Genomic DNA, 25,245 nt, shown 5'->3' with positions numbered 1-25,245 from the left:
CTTGCACCAAAAAGTAGGCGTTCACGCCGGTAAGGCTCACCGCACGCCCCGCGGAAAGCGAGCAGCCTGGAACGGAAATCAACAGCTTACAGACTTCTTGGACAGCCCCATTTTATTCTGCTATTTCTTCACTCCAATAATGAATGGATAGGTGATCACTTTCCCATTGATCTTAAACTCCGCCCACAATTTATAAAGTCCAGGTTCCTCAAATTCCGTCTCAAATTTTGTATCTTCAGGAGTGGAAGGATGAACGTGGACATATTTTTCTCCTGTATGATCTAAGACCACAACATGGCCACGTGCTCCAAGATAAGGTTCAGGTTTTGCATCACCCATGCTAAATTGCAGCGTAACAGGCTGGCCAGCTTTAAATTCTTTTGGCGTCAATGATACCTTGTGTCCAACAATTGTTTTTGAAAAGGTGGTATCTGCCTTCAATTCTGGCTGGTGAGTATGATTTCCATGGCTTCCCGCTTCAATTTTCAACGGGGCAACGGCATAAGCTTTATTTTTGGGCTTGATGTCTACAAATGCTTTGTAGGTTCCAGGCTGCAGTCTGTGCTTTACTTCAAACGAGCCTTTACTGGTCTTTTGAGGATGAAGGTGATTGTATTGTTTTAAATCTTCGCTGACCAGAATGAAGTGCATCAGCTTTTCATGATTGACCTCCAGCTCATCGAAAGGCCTGCCTTTTTGATCTTTTAACTGAATCGAAATGACACCATCCTTGTAGCTGACGGATGGCTTAACCTCACTTTTGGCCAAATCACCTGAACTATGTCCATCATGTTCTCCATGTTTATTCCCATGTTCCATGCCAGGCATTTCTGAATGACCACCTTGATGGCCGGCCTGCTCCCTCTTCCCGTCCTTGCCTTCTAAAACGTCATAAACAGCATAGCCGGCCATGATCAGAATGAGGATACCAACAGCAGACAGCACCCAGTTGCGGATGATTTTGCTTTTCATCAAAACTCACCTCTACAGTTTAATTTTTTGAAGCCTAAGCGCGTTCAATACAACGGATACCGAGCTGAATGCCATAGCAGCCCCTGCGAGCCACGGAGCCAAAAACCCGCTGGCAGCGATTGGGATGCCAAGTGCATTATAAGCAAACGCCCAAAAAAGATTTTGTTTAATGTTCCGTATCGTGCGCTTGCTCATAAAAATAGCGTCAGCAATACTGTTCAGATCACCGCGGATCAAGGTAATATCAGCTGCTTCCATCGCTATATCCGCGCCTGTTCCGATTGCCATCCCGATGTCAGCTGCAGCAAGTGCTGGTGCGTCATTTATACCGTCACCTACCATTGCTGTTTTTCTGCCTTTCTGCTGAAGTTTTTTCACTTCTTCAGCCTTTCCTTCTGGCAGCACTTCTGCAATAACCTGCTCGATGCCAGCCTGATCGGCAATCGCTTTTGCGGTCCTTGTGTTGTCTCCGGTAATCATCCATACATCAATGTTCATCGCATTTAAACGGCTGATGGCTTCCTTGGATGTTTCTTTTATCGTATCGGCCACAGCAACCATCCCGCTGTACTCTCCATCTATAGCTGCGAGCATCACCGTCTTGCCCTGCTCTTCCAGCTCTTCCATTTTTTCAAGAATAGCCTGCAGTGGTATATCATGATCATTCAACAGCTTTCTTGTACCTATAAGTACTCTTTTTCCATCGACCACAGCCTTGATACCGTGTCCGGGTATGGCTTCAAATCTGCTGGAGGAAAGAGGCATGAGGTCCCGTTCCGTCATTCCCTCAACAATTGCCTGGGCGAGAGGATGTTCTGAATTTTTCTCAGCGCTACCAGCAAGAACTAACAGCTCCTGCTCAGAAAGCCCTGAAGCAGGCAATATATCTGTTAAAACCGGTCTTCCGTTCGTGACTGTTCCTGTTTTATCTAAAATAATGGTATCGATCAGGTGTGTATTTTCTAGATGCTCCCCGCCTTTGAAAAGAATGCCGAACTCAGCTGAACGTCCCGATCCGGCCATGATCGATGTCGGGGTTGCCAGACCGAGCGCACATGGGCAGGCGATGACAAGAACGGCAATCAGTTTTTCAAGAGCTCCTGAAAAATCTCCGGGTACAAGCCAGAAAAACCAAATGAGAAAGGTTACAACAGCCAAACCGACGACAATCGGAACAAAAATCCCAGAAATTCTGTCTGCTAAGCGCTGAATCGGTGCTTTTGAGCCCTGTGCTTCTTCCACCACTTTAATGATTTGGGATAACACTGTATCTCTTCCAACCTTCGTTGCCTTGATTTTCAAAAAACCATTACGATTGATCGTTGCTCCAATGACCGTGTCTCCTGATGCTTTATCAACAGGGACACTTTCCCCTGTCAGCATGGATTCATCGACAGCAGAATAGCCTCCAACAACCTCTCCGTCAACCGGGATTTTTTCACCTGGTTTGACTGAAACAACATCTCCTGCTACAACTTCTTCCAATGGCAGTTCCAGCTCTTCTCCGTTACGGATTACAAGCGCTGTTTTTGCCTGAAGTCCCATCAGTTTTTTTATGGCCTCAGAAGATCTTCCTTTTGCCCTCGCTTCAAACAATTTACCGAGTAAAATCAAGGTGATGAGAACAGCCGAAGTCTCAAAGTAGAGTTCAGGCATGTTATTGGCATTGGCTGCTGCCTGTATGGTCAAATAAAGGCTGTAAAAATAAGCGGCGGATGTACCCAATGCAACGAGTACATCCATATTTGCACTTTTATTTTTCAATGCTTTATATGCACCTGTATAAAATTGTTTCCCTACAATCAATTGAACGGGCGTTGCCAAAGCGAGCTGAACCCATGGATTCATGAACATATCAGGCAGATAGATAAAGGAAGTGAACGAAAAATGGCTGGCCATGGCCCATAAAAGTGGCAAAGAAAGAATAAGTGAAAACAGGAACTTGCCGGTTTGGTTCTGAATTTCCTTTTCTCTGAGATCAGCAGCCTTATTTCCGTCTGTCTCTTTCAAACTTGCCCCATATCCAAGGTCTTCTACTTTTTTAATCATTTCAGAAACAGATATCTCAGAAGGCTGGTAACTGACCGTGGCTGTTTCCAGCGCTAAGTTCACATTCGCATCCAGTATGCCATTCTGTTTCTTTAACCCTTTTTCAATTCGAGCAGCACAAGCAGAACAGGTCATTCCGCTTATATTGAATTCCACTTTATCTCCCGCAATATCATAGCCGAGATCTTTGATTTTCTGTTGAAAATCTTTCGGCCCTGCTAATTCAGGATCATAAACCACTGTTGATTTTTCCAGAGCAAAATTCACGTTTGCATCAGAAACACCATCCATTTTTTTAAGGCCTTTTTCAATTCTCAATGCACAGGCAGCGCAAGTCATGCCAGAAATCGGGATACTCATTTCTTTTGATTTATCACTCATAAGAATACCCTCCTATACCCTTATAGGGTATATTCATTTCCAAAAGAGAACGTGCTGTTTAAGCACGGTCCATTTTGGTCCTTTCAATTAGGCAATATCGTATCCTTGTTCATCAATGGTTTCTTTAATTTCTTCAAGATTAACTTTTGTGGAATCAAACTCTACTTCAACGGTACCTTCCTCCAGCTGTACTTTAACATGATGAACACCGTTTAATTTCCCTACGCTTCCTTCTACAGCATTGACGCAATGTCCGCAAGACATTCCTTTTACATTCAACATGATTTTCTCCATCACTATACCTCCCTGATGTATGATTTATTTCATTAATTTTTTCACAGTTACCAAGAGCTCATCGATCACTTCCAGCTCGCCCTCCTGGATTCTTTCCACAACACAGCTTCTCATATGTCCTTCAAGAAGCAGTTTCCCGACACTATTTAGCGCTGACTGAATGGCTGATAATTGGGTAAGAACATCATCACAGTACGTATCACGTTCAATCATACCCTTTACCCCCCGAATCTGTCCTTCAATACGATTTAAACGGGTCACCAGGTTGCTTTTCATTTTATCAGAATGGTGGCTTTTTCTTTCTGTTGAACAGTGTGATTCATGTTCTTGAATTTCCAAATCAACCAGCCTCCTTTTCCCCTTAATATTACCATACCCCCCTACCCTATGTAAAGAGGTAAAGAACAGAGTAAAATAATTTCTCATTTACTCTTCCCCTTTTTTTGTATGTATACTCTTATTTCAGCAAAAAGTCCAAAATAAGAGTGCTCTTACCTTAACTGCACGATTTACCAAAGGTTTTCCAGGTTGCGATTTTTCTTGCATAGCGAAGCAATTCTTTTTTCAATCTTCTGATCTCTAGCTCTGAGGTATTCATTTCCTGCTGAAGAGTTGACCATTCCTCTTCACTGACCACTAAAAGCCCTTTGCTGTGCAGCATTTGTACCGCTGCATCACCAATGAGATTTGCCGCTTGATTTGCAGAACTGCGTTCCATCCTGTCCACCCCTTTTCAAGATGTTCCTGTATACAACATATTCTGCGCTTTATTGTCATTATCCTTTCTTTAAAACCAAACAATATTTTCCAAAACAAAAAAAGGAGATCACAACTTTTGATCTCCCTTTTTCCTGTTAATCAATCATTCAAGGCATTTCTTGCAAACATGGAAATCACAGCATCATCCATCGGCGGATTATGAAGACCTGCGCGCACATCGCGATAGTACCTTTGCATGGGATTATCCTGAAACAGACTGTGTGCTCCAACGATTCTCATCGCCAGATCCACCACCTCGTTTGCACTGTTTGTCGCTGAATATTTTACCGCAGCCAGTGCATTTCCGATAGACTGGCGTTTTTCAGGATACCTTTCCCATTGTTCAATGACTCCGTACATGAGCTGTCTTGCTTTTAACAGCTCCAAATCCATCAATCCTATTTTTCTTTGCACTTCAGGAACTTCACTTATTGGTCCTTTCAAGCTGTTAGGCTTATAATTTTTTGCAAAGGAAACCGCATAATCGCGGGCAGCTCTGGCGATTCCGATATAACATGCCGGGATGTGAAGAAGCCAGGCTTTTGGAAGCTGCTGATTATTCTCCTGATCGGCCGTTTCTACAAGATCATTCCGTTCAACGGCCACATCTTTTAAAACCAGGTCATCGCTCCGAGTTCCCCGCATGCCCAGCGTGTTCCATTTATCTTCAATGGAAACACCCGGAAGTTTATGTGACACGAGAAATGAAGATACTTGGTCTGAATCTTTGACCGAAGCTGACACAATGGAATAGTCAAGAGCAGGAGCCATGGAAGTAAAGGACTTTCTTCCGTTTAAGATCCATTGATCCCCTTTTTGTTCGGCAATCGTCTGAGGTTTCCCGCCTCGAGTCGGGCTTCCTGTTGCCGGTTCAGTGGAAGCACGGTTGATCAAACTTCGAGAATGCACAATGCGTTTGCAGAGTTTCTCAAAGACTGTAGGATCCCATGGTTTTCTCTCAGACAAGTCCATAACCACACCAAGATGCCATCCTATTGATAATGCCGTAGAACCGTCTCCGCGGGCGATTTGTTCCTGAAACAGGATATAGTCATAAAGGCTGATCCCCTGTCCTCCGTATTCTTTAGGGACGGTCAAGGATAAGTAACCGGATTCCCCCAATTCCTTGAAATTCTCAAATGGAAAAGTGCCTTGCTGATCATGTTCGGGAGCGCGCTCTGCAAATCTCTCACTAAGCTCATGTAATTTCTTCATCCAGCGAGCCTGAAATTCAGTATGGATAAATTCCATTTTGTCTCACCAACTGCCTTTTAATAGTATAGTTTTTGTGTAGAAAAACTCTGTTTTATTATATTTACCCTACTTCGTTTATGTACACTTCGCAACTTTCATGCTTTGTTCTTAGGCGCTTTGCTCATTTTTATTTCGGACAGAGACCATTCCGTGCCTGATGACGTCTAATGAAATAGGATGGATCTTTTTATTTATCATCCAATTCTTATATTTCATCCATAGAAAGGACATCAACTGTGTGAAACTCAGATACCGAATTCTTGTATTTCTAACCATTGGGCTGTTTGCTTTTTCTTATTATTTCTATCAGCACTCCTCATTTAGCTCGCCGAAATCCGTTCATCCTTCAGCCAAGTATCCTCCTGTTGAGCAAAAAGAAAATCATGAAAAAATTCAAAAACCACCGGTGAACCCAACACCATCTCCAGATAAGGAAACGAACCAAGAGGTAAAAAGCCCTTCTGCCTATCCGCTATTGATCATTAACCTTCATAGCAATGAGCTCGCCTATTATAAAAACGGGACGCTTGTAAAAACATTTTCAATTGCTTCAGGTAAATCTTCGACCCCCACTCCCCAGGGAATCTATAAAATTGCCAATAAGATTAAAAACAGACCCTATTATAAAGAACATATTGCTGGAGGCGATCCTAAGAATCCGCTCGGCGACCGATGGATGGGCTTATCCGTAAACCCTCAAATCTCCTATGCCATTCACGGAAACAACAATGAAAGCTCCATCGGCCAGCATGTTTCTTCCGGCTGCATCAGAATGCATAACGAAGAGGTAAGGTGGCTTTTTGATCAGATCACTCTTCAAACCACCGTCATTATTACAAATACAGTCAAATCGTTCCCTGTAATTGCTGGACAATATGGTTACGTAACCGCACAATAAAAAAAGAAACTCTCCCTGTATTGGGAGAGTTTCTTCCTTTTACATAAGATACCGAAGATAAACATAAACACTTGATATAAGAATGGATAAAATCATCAAGGGAAATCCAATGATCAAATATTTAACAAACGAAATATGATAGCCTTCTTTACTCGCAAGTCCGGCAACCACAAGGTTGGCACTCGCACCGATCAAGGTTCCGTTGCCGCCAAGGCAGGCTCCGAGTGACAAACTCCACCATAAGGGCTCAAGGTTTGTGATTCCCATATGCCCCATTTCTTTAATCATCGGAATCATCGTCGCAACAAACGGAATGTTATCCACGAAAGCAGAAGCAATCGCGCTCATCCATAAGATTAAGAAAGTCGTCGCCTTTAAATCTCCGCCTGTCCACTCCATCGCATGTTTAGCCACACTTGCAATAATCCCGGTCTCAACCAGCCCTGCTACAATAACAAACAATCCCACAAAGAAAAACAGCGTGGTCCATTCTACTTTTTCGAGAGCATATTCCAGGTGTTTTTCACCTGCCAGTAACAAGAGTAGAAAGGCACCAAACAAGGCAATGGTTGCGGTTTCCACATGAATGAACTGATGCAGGAAGAATCCGCCAATGGTAATCGCAAGTGCGAGCAAGCACTTACGGAGCAGCTTATGGTCTACAATTTCTTTCTTTTCATCAAGCCTCATCAGATTTTCTACTAACTCAGGTTTAGTTTTGAGTCCTTTTTTATAAAAGATAGCCATGATGACTATTGTGATCACTAAAATGATCCCGCAGATTAAAGCAAGATTATCAATAAAGGACAAGAAGGTGAGCTCCTTTACCGCACTGCCGATCATAATGTTGGGCGGGTCACCAATCATCGTTGCTGTTCCGCCGATATTGGACGCGAAGATCTCAGTCATTAAAAAAGGAATCGGATTGAGGTTTAACCTTCTTGTTACGCTGAAGGTAACAGGTACAACGAGCAGAACCGTCGTCACATTATCAAGAAAGGCCGAACCGATAGCTGTAATCAAACCTAACGCAATGAGGGTCTTGACCGGATCTCCTTTTACTTTTTTTGCCGCCCATATCGCAATAAATTTGAATAATCCGGTTTCCGCCGTAATGGTTACAATAACCATCATACCGACGAGAAGACCGATCGTATTAAAATCAATATGATGAATGGCCGTTTCCTGGTCAATGACGCCAAGAGCTACCATAAGGGCTCCCCCAAGAATGGAAATAATAGTACGGTGAACTTTTTCAGAAATAATTAAGCCATATGTAATTAAAAATATGCTGAGCGCTATAATTGCTTGTTGTCCCATATTCTTCTCCTCCATTTATCATTACGGAAAACCAGTGCTAGCGGCACACTTGTCTCAAACCTTAACTAAAATAATACTTCATTACCGTTGAATGGGTAAATGGTTTTTGCAATATTGCTAACATACAATTCCTTTGTATGGTCTTTTTTTCCTCCTCCCTTTTTGTTTTAAATCCTTAAAAGAATGGAATATGTGTATTAAATTTGTTGGGGAAGAAAATGAAAAACTTCGTGATAAAAAGGCAAGCCGGAGAGAAGAACTTCTCCAAAAACCGCAGCATCATGAAATTAATTTGTAGGATATTTGTATAACTTCTGTCATGTCTTTTTATGAATTTCAGGGTTCGTTTTATAAAAAATCGGGTACTACTCTTATATCTCAACTTTTAGGAGGAATACAAAATGGCTAACACGCACGTGAACAATGTGGACGAGAAAGTAGCAAATATGGACTCCGAAAAGAAAGATCAAATTTTACAGGATTTTGAGGAATTTAAAGGATACTTATCAGACAAAGTCAGTAAAGGCCAAAAGTTAGGATTAGGTGAAGAGCAGCTGGCGAAAGCCGCTGAAAAAGTAGCTGGATATCTTGCTGAACATGAAGACCCTAGAAACTCTGAAGAAAAACTCCTTCAGGAACTTTGGAAAGTAGGAGACAAAGATCAGCAGCATGCACTCGCTCATATGCTGGTACGCCTGGTAGATTAACAGTAAGAGTTGTAAGAGTACCGGATTCTTATCCGGTGCTCTTTTTTAGATTCCTCCAGTATAAATACTTTTGATCCTATGTTTAAGAAAAATTTCATAGGGAACAGAAAACCAAGGCCAAATTAAAATTAATTCTACTGAAGGAGTGATTCCAAATGGCCAAGAACAATAACCACAACATCTCTAGAGAAGAAGCTGGAAAGAAAGGCGGAGACGCTACTTCCCGCACTCACAGCAAGGAGTTTTATCAAGAGATCGGGAAAAAAGGCGGCAATGCTACCTCAAAAAATCATGATCGGGAATTTTATGAAGATATCGGAAGCAAGGGCGGAAAAGCCCGCCATAATGATTAAAAAATCAGCCCTTAAAGGGCTGATTTTTTTTGATTCACCTTAACTCTAAACGTTTATAAACTACTTCACCGATTAACGCATACCCCTTTTTATTAGGATGCAGTTCGTCAGCAAAATAAGCTTTTTTGTTTTTCCCTGTGAAGACTCCCTCTACATTAATAAACCGGGTATTCTCCTGTTCAGCCGTTATATCCTGTGCCTTTTTGTTCCATTGCTGAACCAGGCCGCTTTCAGGGAGGCGGTCTTTTCGGTTTGTGAATGGGTTATAAATGCCTACCAGATATATTTTTGCCTTTGGATTTTCTTTTCTCATTTCTTTTACCGCTGTTTTTAAATTGTTTTGATAGTTCTGCTGTGCTTTTATAATGATTTCTTTTTTTCGATCCGGCTGGGTTTTAGAAAGGTGCAGGCTGTTTAAGTAATCATTCATACCAATATTTAAGAAGATCATTCGTGCAGAGCCGATGGATGACTTTAACTGTTCATTCTTTAAACGCTTTAACAATAAGGCGCTTGTATCATCTGGAACTCCGTAATCCTTGACTGTAATCTCAGTTTTCATGTGATTTTCAAGTCGTTCTTCCACTGTTCCTACATAACCGCTGTTGCTTGAATTTCCTACACCATAGGATAATGAATCCCCCAATGCAACCAAATTAAATTCTTTGCCATCGTTTTTCAATTCTGATTTTCCGTAATGGGTCATAGAGGACAGAACAGAAGGAAGATTAAGCTTTGTGATGGAAAAAAGGATGCCTGTGATTAGAACGATCAGACAGGATGCGATAATTAATGTGTTTTTTTTCATGGTGAAAGCCTCCGGATTTAATTTCAATTAGGTCTAATGATCTAGCTTAAAATATTTCCCTTATTTCCTCGGATGTAAACTATAAATCGGTATGGAAGCCTTTAAACCATTGTAATGTTTTCGCAATATTAATACGTTATGATAAAATTATGTCAGATTAATGCGGGGGGCTTTCTATGTCAAAGTACTTAGTTGATCATAAATCCTTGGTTATACATCGGACAGCATACATCTGCCACGCATGCCAGCATAACTTTATTCTTATCAATTATCGTGACTTCACAAACAGCGAAGATAAAGTACATTCTCTTGTTGAAGAACAACGCTATACGTATTGTCCAAACTGCGCTCAAGAATTAATCCTACCACCTTATTAACAATGAAAAAAACAATCGCAGCCAATGGCTGCGATTGTTTTTTTTATATGATCCTTTGGCCTCTTTCAGCAAGGGCATAATGAATGCCATGCTTTAGATTGGCAAAGGACTTTATATCGGAAGTATGATAATTTGAATTTGTCATCTTTATACTAAGTGCCGATGAAATTCCTACCATGATCGTTTTTGTGCCAAGCAATGTCGTAGCCGCAATGAGCTGCTGAAACAGAGAAATTGTATACTCGCTAATGTCCTCATCCAATCCCGTAAGATCAAGGATTAAAAAATCAGCTTCATATTTCGGAAGTTCATTGATGGTTTTTTCAAGCAATTCTTTAGAACGGTCTTCGTTATACTTGCCCAATAGCGGGATGACTACAATATGATCCAAGACAGGTATGATAGGTGAAGAAATAACTTTTAGCAGATCGGACAATTCTTTCGTCCGTTCTTCCACTATTTTTTCAAGCTTAAATATTTCAGCCTGTTCTCTCCTTCTTGAAAGTTCATGAATATTTTCAGAAACGGTGATTAGTGAGGGATAGAATTCAAACTGACAATGTTCATCACCTTCCAGCTGGCTGGAAGTCACTCGATACCAGAGGTTCTCTCCAAACAATCCGGTTAGTACACCCGCCCAGTGTCCAGGAATGAATGTTCCATGGTTCTTCTTTTTCTGCAGCTTATTGATTCGGTATTCCCAGCTGTTTTTCATCCGCAAAACAGCTTTCTTCTCTTTTTCATCCAACTCTTCAATCTCCAAGGTTCCCCATCCGGCAGAAGCATAAATCCCTGGCAGTACATTCAGGACATCTGACGGATTGGCTCCTTCATTATAAAAGAATTCTCCAACGATGATTCCCATCCGATATCCAGTTGTCTCAAGTACGATATTAGCTGACTCATCCCCGGATACTTCTTCAATGGTGTCAAGAAATGTTTTAAAAGCGGAATTAATCCAAAAGAGAATAGCATCCTCCCCTTCGAATAAAAAGCTTCCATCAGCAGGTTTCCAGCTGAATTCAGCACTTCCCACCTTAATCTGTGTATTATTTAAATGATTCATAATGACCAGTCCTTTCAAGGCTTGGCAATCAACCTTTCTTTAATTTTACTGTATTCACAAGAAAAAGCCCAAAAAAAAGGCTGAATTCCCGTTAGATTCAGCCTTTCTAATAAAATCACTAGATCATGATCCCTGCAACTGCTGCTGATAACAAGCTGACGAGTGTGGCTCCATACAGCAGTTTCAGTCCGAATTTTGCTACTTCGTTCCCTTTTTGTTCATGAAGGCCTTTTACCGCACCTGTTATGATTCCGATTGAAGAAAAGTTGGCAAAAGAAACGAGAAATACCGATACAATACCAACGGTACGCTCGGAAAGTCCTTTAATTTTGGCGAGGTCAAGCATTGCTACAAACTCATTGGATACAAGCTTTGTTGCCATAATCGTTCCGGCTTTTACAGTCTCTGAAAAAGGAACACCGACAATAAAGGCGAACGGAGCAAATACATATCCGAGCAGCTTTTGAAACGTTATGCCGAACGCCATATTGAAAACATCATTAACGGCACTGATCAGCGCCACAAATCCAATTAGCATCGCACCTACAATGATTGCTACTTTAAACCCGTCCAGAACATACTCCCCCAGCATTTCAAAAAAGGTTTGCTTTTCTTCCTGAATCTCGATAATATCCTCTTCTGCTGTTACTTCATAAGGGTTAATGATATTTACTATGATGAATCCTCCAAGAAGATTAAGCATTAAGGCCGTCACAACATACTTCGGATCAATCAGTGTCATATATGCACCAAGTATGGATGCAGATACCGTGGACATCGCAGACGTACACAGCGTGTACAGACGATGCCTTGGCATATGGCCCAGCAGCTTTTTAACCGAAATAAAAACTTCTGATTGTCCGAAGACTGCTGAAGCCACGGCGTTATAGGATTCCAAACGCCCTAAACCATTGATCTTGCTTAGGAAAAATCCGATCCATTTTATGATGAAAGGCAGAATTCTTAAGTGCTGTGCAATTCCGATCAGAACGGATATAAATACAATCGGCAGGAGAACATTAAAGAAGAATGGCATAGCCCCTTTGTTTGCAATTCCGCCAAAAACAAAGTTTACACCGTCTGCTGCATACCCGAGCAGCTTCTCAAAAAGATTAGAGATACCATGGATAATTACTAAACCAATCCCTGTATTGAGCAGGATATAAGTCAGCAGGACCTGAAGTACAAGCATGATAATTATAGGTTTAAACTTGATATGCTTTCTATTATTGCTGACGGCATAAGCAAGCAAAAATATAACAGCAAGCCCTAAAATAAAAATAAGATATTTCAATCTACCATCAACCCCCTTTAAATTTTATATTGTTCAATTTTTCATATTTAAATATTTTTCATACAGCAAATAAACATATACATATACTACCCTCCATACTGGATGCTTTATCCTGAAATTTTCACCCTATCAAAAAAACCACCCAAGATAAAAGGTGGCTGAAATAACAATAGGTTATGAAAGTTGACGGCTTTTAATAATCACCGGGAGCGCCTGGCGCAGATGGGCATACGTTGATATGTTGGAAAAATCCAATCCAAGGTTAACCGCAGTCTGTGCAATTTCCGGACGAATTCCAGTTACTGTTGTTTCAACACCGAGTAAAGCAAGCGCCCGAACAACTTGAAACAGCTCATTCGCTACCATCGTATCCATGATTGGAACACCTGAGAGATCAATGATCAAATGTTCAAGTTTTAATTCTGTGCATTTATCAAGACTGCTTTCTTTAATCATTTGCGCGCGGTAAGTATCAATTTCGCCTACCAGCGGCAAAACACCGATCCCTGAAAACACGGGAATAATCGGCGCACTCAGTTCCAGGATCATCTGCTGCTGTGACAAGAGTCTCGCGTCACTGATCTGCTGGAAATAAACCGTAAAAAGCTCAATGACATGATCAACACCCGCATTCACTTTTTTGCTCCATCGTCCCAGCGTTTGAAGGGAGATTTCTGCTTCATTCTCTTGTACAAAATCCATGATTAGATTCCAGAAAACAATCCTGAAATATTTAAAGTTTTCCAAAGTTTCATGCAATGGGGTATCAGCATTTGCCCTTCTTACAGCCACCTGCTCTGACCACGCGGAAAAGTTCACGTCGTCGCTGATAAACGTTTTGGCCATATTTTCAATAAATGTTTGATTATGCTGTATTCGTTCTGCGCTGACTCCTTCTAAAGAGCCGCTGAGACTTAATTTTTCCTCCTGAAGCTTCAGCCATTCCTCACTTAAAGCTGCGGTGTTTCGCATCAAATACTCGTATAAGTCACGTTCCATTGCCAATGGTGTTCCCTCCTTATGTATCCAAGCATCCTCTTCTATAGTAACACTTTTAATGGATGAAAATAAAAAACCAGGCAATGGTCGCATTGCCTGGCGTAAACTAATGATTTCTTCTTGCAAAGTCAACAAATCGGAATTTATCGGGACGATGCCTGGATTCAGTGTATTGAAGAAGGCTTGCATCATCAAGATAGACATGATTTTTAACAACTACAACGTTATGAAAGCCATTGAGTGATAACAAGTTTTGATCTTCCTCTGTCGGTTCTTCAACAATAATTTCTTTTTTGGCAAAGCTGATCGTTAACCCAAGATCTTTTTCTATATATTCGTAGATCGAATCTTCACAGATTTTTTTTGTTAAACCAGGAACCAACCTTTCGTTAAAAAAGTCTTTATCGAGGATAATTTTTTCCTCATTTATCTCCCGTATCCTTATTACTTTCCTAACGGTATCGTTCTTCGTCAAATTCAGCTCATTTTGCAAAAAAACGTCTGGAGCGATTGTTTCCAATTCATGAACCAATGTTTTCCAAGGTTTCCCTAATTTCGAGGCCAATTCCTTAAAGCTGACCAGTCCGGAAACAGGAAAATCAAATTTAGCCAGATCAAGGACGATTGAGCCTTTCCCGCGGATCTTCTGGATAAACCCGTTCTGAGCAAGCAAGTTTAAGGCCTTTCTGATCGTTTCCCTGGATGTCTTGTATCGCTCAGCAAGCTCATGCTCAGAGGGCAGTTGTTTTCTTGCAGCAAATTCCCCTTTTTCAATCTGCTGGGATATCTCTTGATAGATCGCCAAATATTTGTTTGTTTTCATTTTTACCACCACATTTATTGTACCATTACTTTATAATGCGATAAACGATGGATTCATAAGGTCTCAGCTTCATTCCTTGGAATTCATGGGATGAATCCTCGTAGTTAGACAGGATCACCTCTGCCTTTCTCCCTGAAGGTACAAGCTCTTGAGGTGCATGGAACACCGCTTCTTTAGCATAGAAATTATTAATGACCAGCAGTTTTTCATCTGGAGTATTTCTCGTATAGGCAAAAATAGATGGATGGTCTTCGAGGATTAAGTTGTAATCCCCCTCTGTTAGAACATCCAGCGACTTTCGCATGGAGATTAATTTCTGATAGTGGCTGAACACAGAGTACTCGTCGTGAACGGCCTTTTGTGCATTGATTTCTTTATAATTAGGCGCAACGTTGATCCAAGGAGTACCTGAGGTAAAACCAGCATTTGGCGATGCATCCCATTGTACAGGAGTACGTGAGTTATCTCTTGATTTCTGCTTTAGTATCTTGATAATCTCCGGTACATCTTTTCCTGCCTCTTTTAACTCTTGGTAGACATTGAGTGTTTCAACATCCCGGTAGTCTTCGATGGAATCAAAGCCCGGATTTGTCATGCCGAACTCTTCACCCTGATAAATAAAAGGAGTACCCTGCATACAGTGAATCACCGTCGCCAGCATTTTTGCCGATGTTATCCGATGTTCACCATCATCCCCATATCGGGAGACGATTCGAGGCTGATCATGATTGCACCAGAACAGCGCATTCCACCCGCCACCTTCATTCATGCGTGTCTGCCATTCAGAAAGAATCCTTTTTAACGAAAGAAAATCAAAATCAGCGGCCGTCCACTTTTCTCCATTAGGATAGTCAACTTTTAAATGATGGAAGTTAAACGTCATGCTTAATTCTTTGTTTTCCGGCCTGGAATATCGGATACAATGATCGATGGAAGTGGAGGACATCTCTCCCACTGTCAGACTGTCATGCTTAGAAAAGACCTCTGAATTCATCTCCTGTATAAACTCATGCACCCTTGGGCCGTCCGTATAAAATCTGCGGCCGTCACCAGGCGGAAGTGATCCGTCATCTTCAGGAAAATCCTGATTTTTAGAAATAAGATTAATCACATCCAGCCTAAAACCGTCAACGCCTTTATCAAACCAGAAGTTCATCATCTCATACACATTTTCACGGACCTTTTTATTTTCCCAATTCAGATCCGCTTGAGATACATCAAAAAGGTGCAAATAATACTGTTCTGTTGTTTCATCATATTTCCACGCTGATCCGCCAAATTTGGAGATCCAGTTATTCGGTGCAGCTCCGTCCTTCGGATCTTTCCATATATAAAAATCTCTAAATTCATTGTTTTTTGAAGAGCTGGCTTGTTTAAACCATGCATGATCTGTAGATGTATGATTCACAACGATATCCATGATGATTTTAATGCTCCGGTTATGCGCTTCACCCAGCAGCCGTTCAAAATCTTCCATGGAGCCGTATTCTTCATGAATTTTATAATAATCACTGATATCATAACCGTTATCTTTTTGCGGAGACTCATAGATTGGAGTCAGCCAGACCACATCTACACCGAAAAGCTTTAAGTAGTCCAGCTTTTCAATGATTCCGTTTAAATCTCCGGTACCGTTTCCGGTCGTATCCTTGAAGCTTTTTGGATAAATCTGATAAACCACTGATTTTTTCCACCATGGCTGTTCCATAGTGTACACCGCCTATCTGTCTAATAGTTATAAATGTGAAGCCGGCTCATGTAAGTGAGCCAGCTGTACTTGTCCGTTATTTCGCTTTTTTTACTTTGGCAAAGAGGTATGTTAATACAAACGGAACAACAATTGCGATGGCCATTCCAATAAAGAAAGGCGCCCATTTATCCGGGAAAATAGAAAGGAAACCAGGTATTCCACCGACACCGATGGAAGAAGCTTTAACTTTATTTATAGTAATGAATACCCCCGCGATCGCAGAACCGATGATCGCACAGATGAAGGGATATCTGAACCTCAGATTAACCCCAAACAGTGCAGGTTCAGTTATTCCTAAATACGCAGAAACAGCTGATGTAAAGGACAATCCTTTTACCTTTTCGTCTTTTGAGATAAACATCATAGCCAGAGCGGCGGATCCTTGAGCAATATTAGAAAGAGCGAGCATCGGCCATAAAAAGGTTCCTCCCTTGCTTCCGATGAGCTGAAGATCTACCGCCAGGAAGGTATGGTGCATGCCTGTTACAACAAGCAGAGCGTAGAGACCGCCATAGATAAGCCCTCCTAAAGCAGCAAAGTTGTCAAAAATACTGACAAGTCCATCAGTTAAAAAGTTTGCGATTCCAAATGTAATCGGGCCAATAACGATAAAGGAAAGAAAACCTGTAACGAGCAGGGCAATCGGAGCAACGATAAGCAATTTAAACGCATCGGGTACCTTTTTATTTAAAAACACTTCAATTTTCGCCAGCACATAGGATGCCAGCAGAACAGGAAGCACCTGGCCTTGATAGCCGATCTTCTCAATCTGTAAACCGAATAAATTCCAGTGCGGCACTTTTCCAGCTTCAAGCGCTTTTCCGTAATCCCATGCGTTTAGAAGACTTGGATGCACAAGCATCAAACCCAGGACGATCCCCAGCAGTGGATTTCCCCCGAACTTCTTGACGGCTGACCAGCCGATTAATCCAGGAAGAAAAGCAAACGCTGTGTTGGCAATCACATTGATCATATCAGCAAGATCTTTCCAAGCGGTATTTACATCGACAAAAGATTTCCCCTCATAAAAAATCCCTGGCCCAGTAAGGATATTGTTTATCCCCATGAGCAGACCGGCTGTAACGATTGCCGGAAGGATTGGAATAAAAATATCAGCTAATGTTTTTACGGCCCGCTGTATAGGATTCAGTTTCTGTTCAGCCGCATTTTTGATGTCTTCCTTTGTTGCTTTACCTATTCCTGCAGCCTCGACGAGCTCATTATAAACTTTGTCCACGAGTCCTTGTCCGATGACGACTTGAAATTGGCCGTTTGTGGAAAAAGATCCCTTCACCGCATCAATATTTTCGAGCTTTTCTTTGTTGACTTGATTTTCATCATTTAGTGCAAAGCGAAGTCTGGTCACACAATGAGTTGCTGCACCGATGTTTTCTTTGCCGCCTACAGCTTCTACAATTTGTTCAGCGGTTTGCCTGATGTCCATATAACCTTCCTCCTTGATACCGTTTACATATAACTTTTATAAAACAGCCTTGTTCACGCGTTGTAATCAAGGCTAAATTTTGAAAAGTGATGTAAAGCAGTGCGTTTTTAAATCGCTTTCATAAAAAGCGAAAACTTGTATATACATGTCTTGTTTTGTATTGTAGCTTGTATATACATGAAGGTCAACACTTTTGTTATTTCTTTTACCTTCATCCAAACTTTCGATGAAAAAACAATAGTTGTGGGATTTTTTTCAAAAGTCAAATGAAAACACCTATACGCGGTATACTGTTTATAAGAACAGAAGAAATAGAATTGGATTTGAATGGTTGATTAAAGTTAAGCGGGCTGATATGCCTTTATTCTAATAAAAAGGAATGAGGAAGCATGACAAAAAAACTTAAGGAGCTTATTTCCAAACTTCAAAAACAGGGTGTAAATATTGATATTTGTTCAAAAACGGCACTGCTGGCCTTTCAAAATGATTTTGGAAGTGTAAAAAAATGAAGGTTTGGATCGGGGAGACATTCGAAAAAACGATTGATGGCGAAAAAATCATGATCATCGATATTTACCCTGACAGCGAAAAACCATCAGACAAAATCTATCAAAAGCTGATTTACAAGTGGGTGTAATATAACGCACTGCAGGTTGTTCATATAGAGATCCTGATTTTGGCCTATCCGATCAGGACTTTATTTGGTATGGGACAGGTCATGAAATCAGCTCCTAGCAAAAACATTCCCTTTCAACTGGGGTACAAGATCAAACTCATCCATCTTCGTACAATGCCGAACATCTTCTGAAAATCCGCGTTCACGCAGCTCCAGTCCGCTGCCGCAGTTCCAAATGACCTCTTGAATGTTTTCCTTTTGATAAAGATAAGCGCCTATACATACTTGTGCTTCAGGCGATTTACTTCCGTTAAGTTTCGAAAGTATGGCACCTGCACCGAGATAATCCTCGATACCTGGTCTGATGTTATTTTCAGCCTCCTGCGGATTTTCCCATCTCTCACCGCATGCCACCACGGTGATGTCAGCACCTGACTGCTTTTGCAGCTGTTCGGCCTTTCCCGCAGCGGCCGATGCATTCAGCAGACAGCCGATCAGCAGTGCAGGAACTTTTCTGGCAGCCCAAATGCACGCTGCACCATTCAACGAGCACATCACAAACTTCTTTTCTTGATCAAGCAAACTGAATGATGCCGGTGAAAGAGAATGCATCCCCCATTTCAAAGCTTCTGCTCTTCCTGATAAAAGCTCTGCTCCGATTTCCTCTGCATATTTTTTGGCTTCTTCATTGATTGGCGGAGGATAGGGAAAAATCTTAGCACCATAACTTAGTGCCGTAACAACGGTGGATGAAAAGCTTAAAACATCAACCACAACAATAATGTCTCCCCGCTCTGCTGCTTCCCTTGCCCCCCTGACTCCCCACTCTGTTTTGCATTGATAACGCTGCTGCTGAAATACCAACATTTTTCATTCTCCCTTCAGTCTCTCTGCTTTTAATGGTATCAGCAGCACTTTAAAAAAAGTAGACTGTTTTTACATAATTTGTTAAACTGTATCCTGAGGTCTGAAAATTTTTCGAATGTTTCCCCGCTGCTTCTGGCAGCGGGTTTTTTTGTGTGTATTGTATTCTTTATAAATATATGTTTTACTTATAATTGTCTTAACAAATATTTTTTATGAGAGGAACGATGATTTTGCAATCACAACATAAAGATGTTTCTGTCGGCTTTTTAATTAACCAGACAAGCAGGAAAACAATAAATTTGCTTATGCATCGCTTTCGTGAATTTGATATTACACCCGAACAATGGTCGGTTCTTTATCAGTTATTCGAGGACGGGGGCATTACCCAGAAAGAACTTGCCCGCCGGACGGCTAAAGACCAGCCAACCACGGCTAGAATCCTCGATATCCTCATGAAAAAGGAACTGATTCAAAAGCAAATGAGCGAAACGGACCGCAGAGCTTTTATTGTCTCCCTTACGGAAAAAGGCGAGGAAATCGCCTCCAAGACCGTTCCCATTGAAGCTGAAACCATGAAAGAAATCCTTGCCGGAATTGAACCGGCAGAAGTGGAACGGTTTAAAGAAGTCCTTGAGAAATTAAGCAAAAATATTGATGACATCATCAACAGTTAGGAGCCATGCAATTGAATTCACACCAAGAAAAACTTTGGAGCAAGGAATTTATTATCATAACCGTATGCAATTTGCTTTTATTTTTAAATTTGCAGATGATACTTCCTTCGTTTCCTGTCTATACGAAAGATGCCTTTCAAGCCAGTGATTTTACCGTCAGCCTTGTTACGAGCCTGTTTGCTCTTTCTGCCATCGCCACCCGTTTTTTTGCAGCGGGGATTCTTCGAAAAGGAAAAGCATCTGTCATTCTTTATTGTGGGATCGCCATCGCCGCACTATCGACAGCCGGCTATTATTGGTGCGGATCTATTCTTCTCCTTCTTGTCATGCGTGTGCTTTTTGGGATAGGCTTCGGACTATCAAGCACAACCTTGCCTACCATGGCAGCTGACGTTATACCCCAAAAACGGATGGGTGAAGGAATCGGCTATTTCGGGCTTTCAACGAGCTTAGCGATGTCACTCGGCCCGATTATCGGCCTTTCATTGCTTGGCAACTACGGGTTTGGAACACTGGCAGCTGTCGGGACTGTTGTTTTAATTCTTATTTTCCCGCTGGCGTTCGTGAACCGATCCGCCGCCGTTCTTCCAGCCCCGCCTAGTGCGGAACCATTGAAAAAAGCCAATCACAGTACGGGAGAAGCCCTTAAAAAGATTGCTCTTCCTGGGCTATTAAACCTGTTATTATCCATTACGTATGGAGGGCTGCTTAGTTTCCTTGCTCTATTTGGAAAAGAAGCCCACCTCACCCATATCAGCTACTTCTTTTTATTCAACGCCCTTGCCATCTTTATCATCCGTCCCTTTTCCGGAAAGATTTTTGACAGCAAAGGTCATTTTAGCTTACTGACAGCGGGGGCCATCTCCGTGATGTGCGGCCTCCTTACGCTTTCCATAGCCTCTTCCACAGGGTATATCATCCTGTCCGCGATGCTTTATGGCTTTGGGTATGGCATGATTCAGCCTTCCGTACAGGCTTGGATGATAAAAGCAGTACCCGTGGAACAACGCGGCTTAGCCAACAGCATGTTCTTTAATTCGCTCGACCTAGGAGTAGCTGCAGGTTCGATGCTGCTCGGTCTGATCGCCATGCATCAGGGTTATGCCGGCATGTATCGACTATCCGCTCTGTTTATGGCAGTCTTTCTTGTCCTGTATCTCGCTGTGTCTCTCTTGCACAAGGGAAAACAGCAGGCTGAAGATGTGCGGAAATCAGCTTGATATCATGGAATTGAGCGAAGCAAGGCTGGAATTGAGCCTAATCCGATGATAATTGAGCCAAAATCAGAATAATTGAGCCAAACTCAAACATAATTGATCCTTATCGAATATTCAAACAACTTCGCTAGGGGAAAAACTTAAAAAGCCATAAAAAAAAGCTTGAAGAATCATAATGATCTTCAAGCTTTTTTATGCTGATTTAGCTATCTTTTTCCGTTTTCTCACCCACCATTGAGCCAGGGGCAGAACAGCAAACATAATAAAAAAGATACGAAACAGCTGATAACCTGTAACCATGGAAAGATCTGCATGAACTGCGGAAGCGGTAACTCCCATCTCAGCGATGCCTCCTGGTGCAGCACTCAAAAACGCGGTAGTAAAGTCCATTGGCGTCCATTTGCTGAGCAAAAAAGCAATCCCTAAAGAAAACAGGACGAGCAAAAGACTGTTTCCAATCGTGTAGATGCCTAGTTTCTTCACATTCCCCTCCATTTGTGGATTAAACTGCCGGCCAATGTGGATTCCGAGGAAAATTTGGGCAACGAGAATGAAATATGACGGAACATGAGGGGCTTGCAATCCTAACGAAACGGATACTGCGACAGCGATCAGAGATCCTGTCAAAAAGCCGGCTGGAAGCCTGATCCACTTTCCTCCCCAGGCGCCAAACAAGGCGATAGCAGCAAAAACAGCATACTGCACCCATGTCCCCGACTCAGCAGCATTTACCTGTGGAGCCGTAGATGGACGAACTTCACCGCCAATTCCGTGAACCGTTAAAAAGGGGACGAAAAAGATGACAGATACTGAACGGATCGTCTGCATGAGGACCACGGTCGTTGTATCCACCTCCATCGTTTCTTCGCTCATAACCACGACCTGTGACATTCCGCCGGGAACACTTCCAAAGATACTGCTCGCAAGATCAATTTTTATATGTTTTACCGTGTAGAAAGCCAGAACGAGGCAAAATAGAACCGTAATAACAGTTGTAGAAGCCATAAAAGGAAACTGAAGCACCATTTCTTTTACTGTTCCTGCTGTAAAAGAAGTTCCTAGCATCGATCCCAGAAAAATAATAGCCATATGCCTGAATCCGATCGGCCAGTACAGCGGCTGTTTTGATAACTTCCTCCATACCACAACAGCAGTGAGCGAACCTAACAGCCATGGCAATGGCATGTGTATCAACAGGAACAGGAGTGCACCCGTGATCCCTATACATGCTGTCTGCAAAATCGCAGATACGTTTTTGTTTCCTTCCAACATCAGCATTGCACCCCTTCAACTTCAACAGATAGTCAATACCTGCCTGAGAAATCAGCGTTGCCTAGTACATTTATTCAACTATCATATCAAAAAATGTTTAAAAATGACTGTTTTATACATAAAGAGCATTTTGTTCATAAAGTTCATGAATAGATGGTTTGGATAAATTACGAAGTGTAGATTGATAACAGTTTGAGGAAAGATGATTGAAGAGGTGAATGCCAGTGGAAATTATAAGCTGCTTATTCCAATAGACAAAAAAACTATTTCTACTAAACTTTGAAAAATAGTTATAAAACAAGAACAGAGGTCTAGTCCACCTTCTGCATCCTCTCATATGATATCTTAACCGGAATTTATTTCTGGAATCCATTTTCAAGGGGGATGCACAAATGGGCTTCGAAAAAAAGCACAAAAAGTTCAGCACAGGAAAGAAACATAAATGCGAATCTTCTTCTTCCTCTTCTTCTTCAAGTTCTTGCTTCTGCAAAAAGCGAAAGAAAAAACATTGCGGTTGCCACAGACGCCGCCGCTGTTGCTGCGGTTTCGGCTTTAGCTGGATCTAACCCTTTAGAAAATCAGCTCAAAAAGAAGGATCCTTTTAGGATCCTTCTTTTTTGCGCTTGTCCGCCAGCTTCATGATCAGTTCGTTTGCTTCTCTTTTGTTCAGCTTATACTTTGCCGAACCTTTCGAAAGTGATTTAATTTTGTTCATTTGTGTTTGGGTAGGAGGCTGTCTTTCAATCAGTGATTCATAGTTTTGATATGCTACTTTCACTGCTGTTTTATCGCTTAATAGATCAATCATCTCATAAATAGCGGCAATAGCCCCATCATACCCAATTCCATATCCAGAATCACTGCCAAACAAAAAACGATCTGGATACTTTTCCATCAAGGGCACAAAATCTTTCAGTTCATATTCACTGCCATCGCCATATTCAGTATATCCTGCATAAAAGTCAATGAATAAATTGCTGTATTTAGAAAGCAATGCTTCTATATTTTCTGGCGAGGAGGCAACGTTGGCATGAGCGTAAATGAAATTGACCTTCGGAAAACGGGTAAGCACCCTTTGCAATCCCGCTATAGGCGGACCATAAGCAGGATCGATATGCAAAAGCACAGGAACTTTATACCGGCCAGCCAGTTTATAAATCTCATTGAGTTTCCCAGAAGACGGAGTTTCCGCCTTCCATTTAACAGAAGAGACAATTGGCGAATAAGTTGAAGCAGCCGCCAATTCACCGATGTTTAAGTAACCATTTTCAAGGTTTTTCCTTGTATAGGCTATCCCTTTTTCAGAATAAATGTTGATGCCCGCAAAGGATGGATACACCTGCTCAGGGCGTTCCTCATAATCCTTCCAGGCGAGCTCATCTGTTTTCATTGCCTCTGGTTCAGAAATACCACCAAATAAAACCGTACGATCCACCCCGAGTCTATCCCATTCCCTATAAGGAAATTCTGGAGATTGGTGGTTATGCACATCAATTAAGGGGAGATCTTTATATACCTTATAAAGCGGCTCGCCATCCGGCTTTTTCTTTCTCATCTCTTTTAATTTCAAATGCATCGTTTGATCCGCTTTATAGTTTACATCAGGAATTACGGTAACATTTTCTTCTTTTTTATCCACTTGAATCGTACAGGATGCCAGCAGTAAAATGATGGTTCCTCCTGCAGCAAAAAAAGAACGGAATGCAGCGATTTTAATTGACCTCTTCCTCCCTTAGAATGTCATTATAAATAAAAGGAGTGAGCTAGCCTCACTCCTCCAGTTAGTTCATGATTTTCACAGGAATTAAATCGGTATTTTGCTTTGTGAAGGAATTATATTCTTTATTGATCCGGATAAATCCTTCAGTCGGTGTCTTCACTTTATTCGTCTTTAAAGTGTTGATATCCTCTTCATTTAAATCATTGTAGATCGTATCGTACTGTGAACCCGGTCCTGTGTTTCGCCACACGAGAAATTGCATAGGTCTTGCAGCATCCTCTATGACGTTATTTTCAAACTTCGGATGGATGGCACCACTGGCCAATATCCCCCTGTAACTCCCAGTTCCGTCAGCTACATTTTTGATGGTATTGTCTTCTATGACAGCGTTTGACCAGTTCATGACGCGAATGGCATCCTGGCGCGTTTTTTCTATCGTATTGTCCTTGATGACAACCTGATCATGATATTTTCCGCCTGAATACTTATGAGTCCCAACCGCCCGGTCAAGATTTTTAAACTCATTATCTTCAATGGTTACATTCTGGTTCGGTGTACGGTCGAACGTGCTCCATTTCTGGCTCCATCCTAATGTAGAATGATCCGGTGTATCAAGGTTGATGGCTTCTTTATTCCTGTTAGGCGAAGGCTTGGAATCAAGAAAACGATTATGTGCGATGGTTGCGTGTGACGTTGCATCCATTTCAATAAAATGGCCAGATTGCATATTTCGGAACGTAATGTTTTTTACATTTATATTCATGTTATGGCCTGCAATTATGGCAATTCCATCTTGTGTGTACTTCATATCGATTACGGCTGAACCTTCACCGATAAAAGAGATGTTTTTCTCTCCGTTATATTCTCCATATATACTGCTCTTTGCCGATTTGGAAGGACGGATCAGCTGAAAGATAGATTTCGCTGACTGAAAGACACTCGTCCCGGTCTTCGTTCCTTTCACAATGTTCACTCCGTCCTTTAATTTCAGGGTTACATTGGACGGAACATACAGGGTGTTGGAAATTGTGTACGTTCCTCTGTTTAAAACGAGAGTACCTCCACCCGTCTTTTCCAGCTGTTCCAAGTACGACCGCAGCAAATAATAATGCTTCGTATACGAATTATACGTACTGAAGTTCATCATGAGTCCTTTGTAGGTTTTACTGTTTGGAGTCACCGAATAAGTTGGTGTCGCTGCAGCTGCATGGGATGGAAGAATAATGCTGGCCATCAGAGCTGCTGTTACAATCCATTTCATTGCCTTTTTACGCATGATTAATATTTCCCCCTATGAATTATTCTCCTCTTCTACTATCGGCAATTAGAGC

At 41.7% G+C, this 25,245-nt stretch carries 24 protein-coding genes; 6 read left to right on the top strand and 18 right to left on the bottom strand.

The genetic code is table 11. From position 1 onward, the window contains the following. Positions 1-120: 120 nt before the first annotated feature. The 6 genes from AR335_RS05580 to AR335_RS05555 all read right to left on the bottom strand — a co-directional run bounded on the left by AR335_RS05580 (position 121) and on the right by AR335_RS05555 (position 5,706). Positions 121-972: a hypothetical protein gene (locus AR335_RS05580; protein ID WP_062232916.1), complete on the bottom strand. Its 852-nt coding sequence runs from the start codon at positions 970-972 to the stop codon at positions 121-123. A 12-nt stretch (positions 973-984) separates the two neighbouring features. Continuing rightward, positions 985-3,402 (bottom strand): heavy metal translocating P-type ATPase, encoded by a 2,418-nt coding sequence (locus AR335_RS05575; RefSeq protein WP_062232914.1) that lies wholly within the window; start codon positions 3,400-3,402, stop codon positions 985-987. Between the two features lie 87 nt (positions 3,403-3,489). Next, positions 3,490-3,696, bottom strand: a complete 207-nt coding sequence (gene copZ, locus AR335_RS05570) for a copper chaperone CopZ (protein ID WP_053357194.1) — start codon at positions 3,694-3,696, stop codon at positions 3,490-3,492. Between the two features lie 24 nt (positions 3,697-3,720). Beyond that, entirely contained in the window at positions 3,721-4,035 is a 315-nt protein-coding gene (locus AR335_RS05565; RefSeq protein ID WP_234293208.1) for a metal-sensitive transcriptional regulator, read from the bottom strand. Positions 4,036-4,192: 157 nt separating this feature from the next. Beyond that, positions 4,193-4,414 (bottom strand): hypothetical protein, encoded by a 222-nt coding sequence (locus tag AR335_RS05560; protein WP_053357192.1) that lies wholly within the window; start codon positions 4,412-4,414, stop codon positions 4,193-4,195. Positions 4,415-4,554: 140 nt separating this feature from the next. Beyond that, entirely contained in the window at positions 4,555-5,706 is a 1,152-nt protein-coding gene (locus AR335_RS05555) for an acyl-CoA dehydrogenase family protein (protein ID WP_062232912.1), read from the bottom strand. A 241-nt stretch (positions 5,707-5,947) separates the two neighbouring features. Between AR335_RS05555 and AR335_RS05550 the strand changes: the two genes are divergently transcribed. After that, entirely contained in the window at positions 5,948-6,607 is a 660-nt protein-coding gene (locus AR335_RS05550) for a L,D-transpeptidase (protein ID WP_062232909.1), read from the top strand. Positions 6,608-6,646: 39 nt separating this feature from the next. Here the strand turns inward: AR335_RS05550 and AR335_RS05545 are convergent, their stop codons facing one another. After that, positions 6,647-7,927 carry an ArsB/NhaD family transporter gene (locus AR335_RS05545; RefSeq protein WP_053357189.1) on the bottom strand — a complete coding sequence of 427 codons (1,281 nt, stop codon included), beginning with the start codon at positions 7,925-7,927 and terminating at the stop codon, positions 6,647-6,649. Between the two features lie 401 nt (positions 7,928-8,328). Here AR335_RS05545 and AR335_RS05540 point away from each other — a divergent pair, with 401 nt between their 5' ends. Both AR335_RS05540 and AR335_RS05535 read left to right on the top strand, forming a co-directional pair. Next, positions 8,329-8,634: a DUF3243 domain-containing protein gene (locus AR335_RS05540; RefSeq protein ID WP_062232906.1), complete on the top strand. Its 306-nt coding sequence runs from the start codon at positions 8,329-8,331 to the stop codon at positions 8,632-8,634. Between the two features lie 155 nt (positions 8,635-8,789). Beyond that, entirely contained in the window at positions 8,790-8,987 is a 198-nt protein-coding gene (locus AR335_RS05535; RefSeq protein WP_062232901.1) for a KGG domain-containing protein, read from the top strand. 34 nt (positions 8,988-9,021) lie between these two features. On the opposite strand, the gene AR335_RS05530 is transcribed toward AR335_RS05535, so the two are convergent. The 7 genes from AR335_RS05530 to treP all read right to left on the bottom strand — a co-directional run bounded on the left by AR335_RS05530 (position 9,022) and on the right by treP (position 17,548). Beyond that, positions 9,022-9,795, bottom strand: a complete 774-nt coding sequence (locus tag AR335_RS05530; protein WP_062232898.1) for a GDSL-type esterase/lipase family protein — start codon at positions 9,793-9,795, stop codon at positions 9,022-9,024. 420 nt (positions 9,796-10,215) lie between these two features. Continuing rightward, complete coding sequence (locus tag AR335_RS05525; protein WP_062236866.1) at positions 10,216-11,238, bottom strand: STAS domain-containing protein; 1,023 nt, start codon at positions 11,236-11,238, stop codon at positions 10,216-10,218. A 118-nt stretch (positions 11,239-11,356) separates the two neighbouring features. Next, on the bottom strand, positions 11,357-12,532 hold the full coding sequence (locus AR335_RS05520) for a NupC/NupG family nucleoside CNT transporter (RefSeq protein WP_062232895.1): 1,176 nt from the start codon (positions 12,530-12,532) through the stop codon (positions 11,357-11,359). Between the two features lie 174 nt (positions 12,533-12,706). After that, entirely contained in the window at positions 12,707-13,531 is an 825-nt protein-coding gene (locus AR335_RS05515; RefSeq protein ID WP_234293271.1) for an STAS domain-containing protein, read from the bottom strand. 106 nt (positions 13,532-13,637) lie between these two features. Beyond that, entirely contained in the window at positions 13,638-14,354 is a 717-nt protein-coding gene (gene treR / locus AR335_RS05510) for a trehalose operon repressor (protein WP_062232890.1), read from the bottom strand. Positions 14,355-14,379: 25 nt separating this feature from the next. After that, positions 14,380-16,062, bottom strand: a complete 1,683-nt coding sequence (gene treC, locus AR335_RS05505; protein WP_062232887.1) for an alpha,alpha-phosphotrehalase — start codon at positions 16,060-16,062, stop codon at positions 14,380-14,382. Positions 16,063-16,138: 76 nt separating this feature from the next. Continuing rightward, the gene (gene treP / locus AR335_RS05500) at positions 16,139-17,548 is read right to left on the bottom strand and encodes a PTS system trehalose-specific EIIBC component (protein WP_062232884.1); all 1,410 of its coding nucleotides are present in this window, start codon (positions 17,546-17,548) and stop codon (positions 16,139-16,141) included. Positions 17,549-18,053: 505 nt separating this feature from the next. Between treP and AR335_RS25115 the strand changes: the two genes are divergently transcribed. Beyond that, a complete protein-coding gene (locus tag AR335_RS25115; RefSeq protein ID WP_255357543.1) occupies positions 18,054-18,185 on the top strand; it encodes a hypothetical protein in 132 nt (43 codons plus the stop codon). Between the two features lie 87 nt (positions 18,186-18,272). Here the strand turns inward: AR335_RS25115 and AR335_RS05495 are convergent, their stop codons facing one another. After that, complete coding sequence (locus AR335_RS05495) at positions 18,273-19,031, bottom strand: 2-phosphosulfolactate phosphatase (RefSeq protein WP_062232882.1); 759 nt, start codon at positions 19,029-19,031, stop codon at positions 18,273-18,275. Between the two features lie 224 nt (positions 19,032-19,255). Here AR335_RS05495 and AR335_RS05490 point away from each other — a divergent pair, with 224 nt between their 5' ends. Next, complete coding sequence (locus tag AR335_RS05490) at positions 19,256-19,705, top strand: MarR family winged helix-turn-helix transcriptional regulator (protein WP_062232880.1); 450 nt, start codon at positions 19,256-19,258, stop codon at positions 19,703-19,705. A 5-nt stretch (positions 19,706-19,710) separates the two neighbouring features. Then, the gene (locus AR335_RS05485; protein WP_062232878.1) at positions 19,711-20,925 is read left to right on the top strand and encodes an MFS transporter; all 1,215 of its coding nucleotides are present in this window, start codon (positions 19,711-19,713) and stop codon (positions 20,923-20,925) included. A 189-nt stretch (positions 20,926-21,114) separates the two neighbouring features. On the opposite strand, the gene AR335_RS05480 is transcribed toward AR335_RS05485, so the two are convergent. From AR335_RS05480 to AR335_RS05465, 3 genes are all read right to left on the bottom strand, one after another. Further along, positions 21,115-22,194 (bottom strand): AbrB family transcriptional regulator, encoded by a 1,080-nt coding sequence (locus tag AR335_RS05480; RefSeq protein WP_062232869.1) that lies wholly within the window; start codon positions 22,192-22,194, stop codon positions 21,115-21,117. A gap of 601 nt (positions 22,195-22,795) precedes the next feature. Beyond that, positions 22,796-23,770: an amidohydrolase family protein gene (locus tag AR335_RS05470; protein WP_156418864.1), complete on the bottom strand. Its 975-nt coding sequence runs from the start codon at positions 23,768-23,770 to the stop codon at positions 22,796-22,798. Positions 23,771-23,975: 205 nt separating this feature from the next. Next, the gene (locus tag AR335_RS05465; protein ID WP_062232863.1) at positions 23,976-25,190 is read right to left on the bottom strand and encodes a right-handed parallel beta-helix repeat-containing protein; all 1,215 of its coding nucleotides are present in this window, start codon (positions 25,188-25,190) and stop codon (positions 23,976-23,978) included. Positions 25,191-25,245 lie beyond the last annotated feature (55 nt).

This window comes from Fictibacillus sp. FJAT-27399 (genome assembly GCF_001510655.1).
In the GTDB taxonomy this organism is placed as follows: Bacteria; Bacillota; Bacilli; order Bacillales; family Fictibacillaceae; genus Fictibacillus_C; species Fictibacillus_C marinisediminis.
This window is presented reverse-complemented; position numbering and strand designations above follow the sequence as displayed.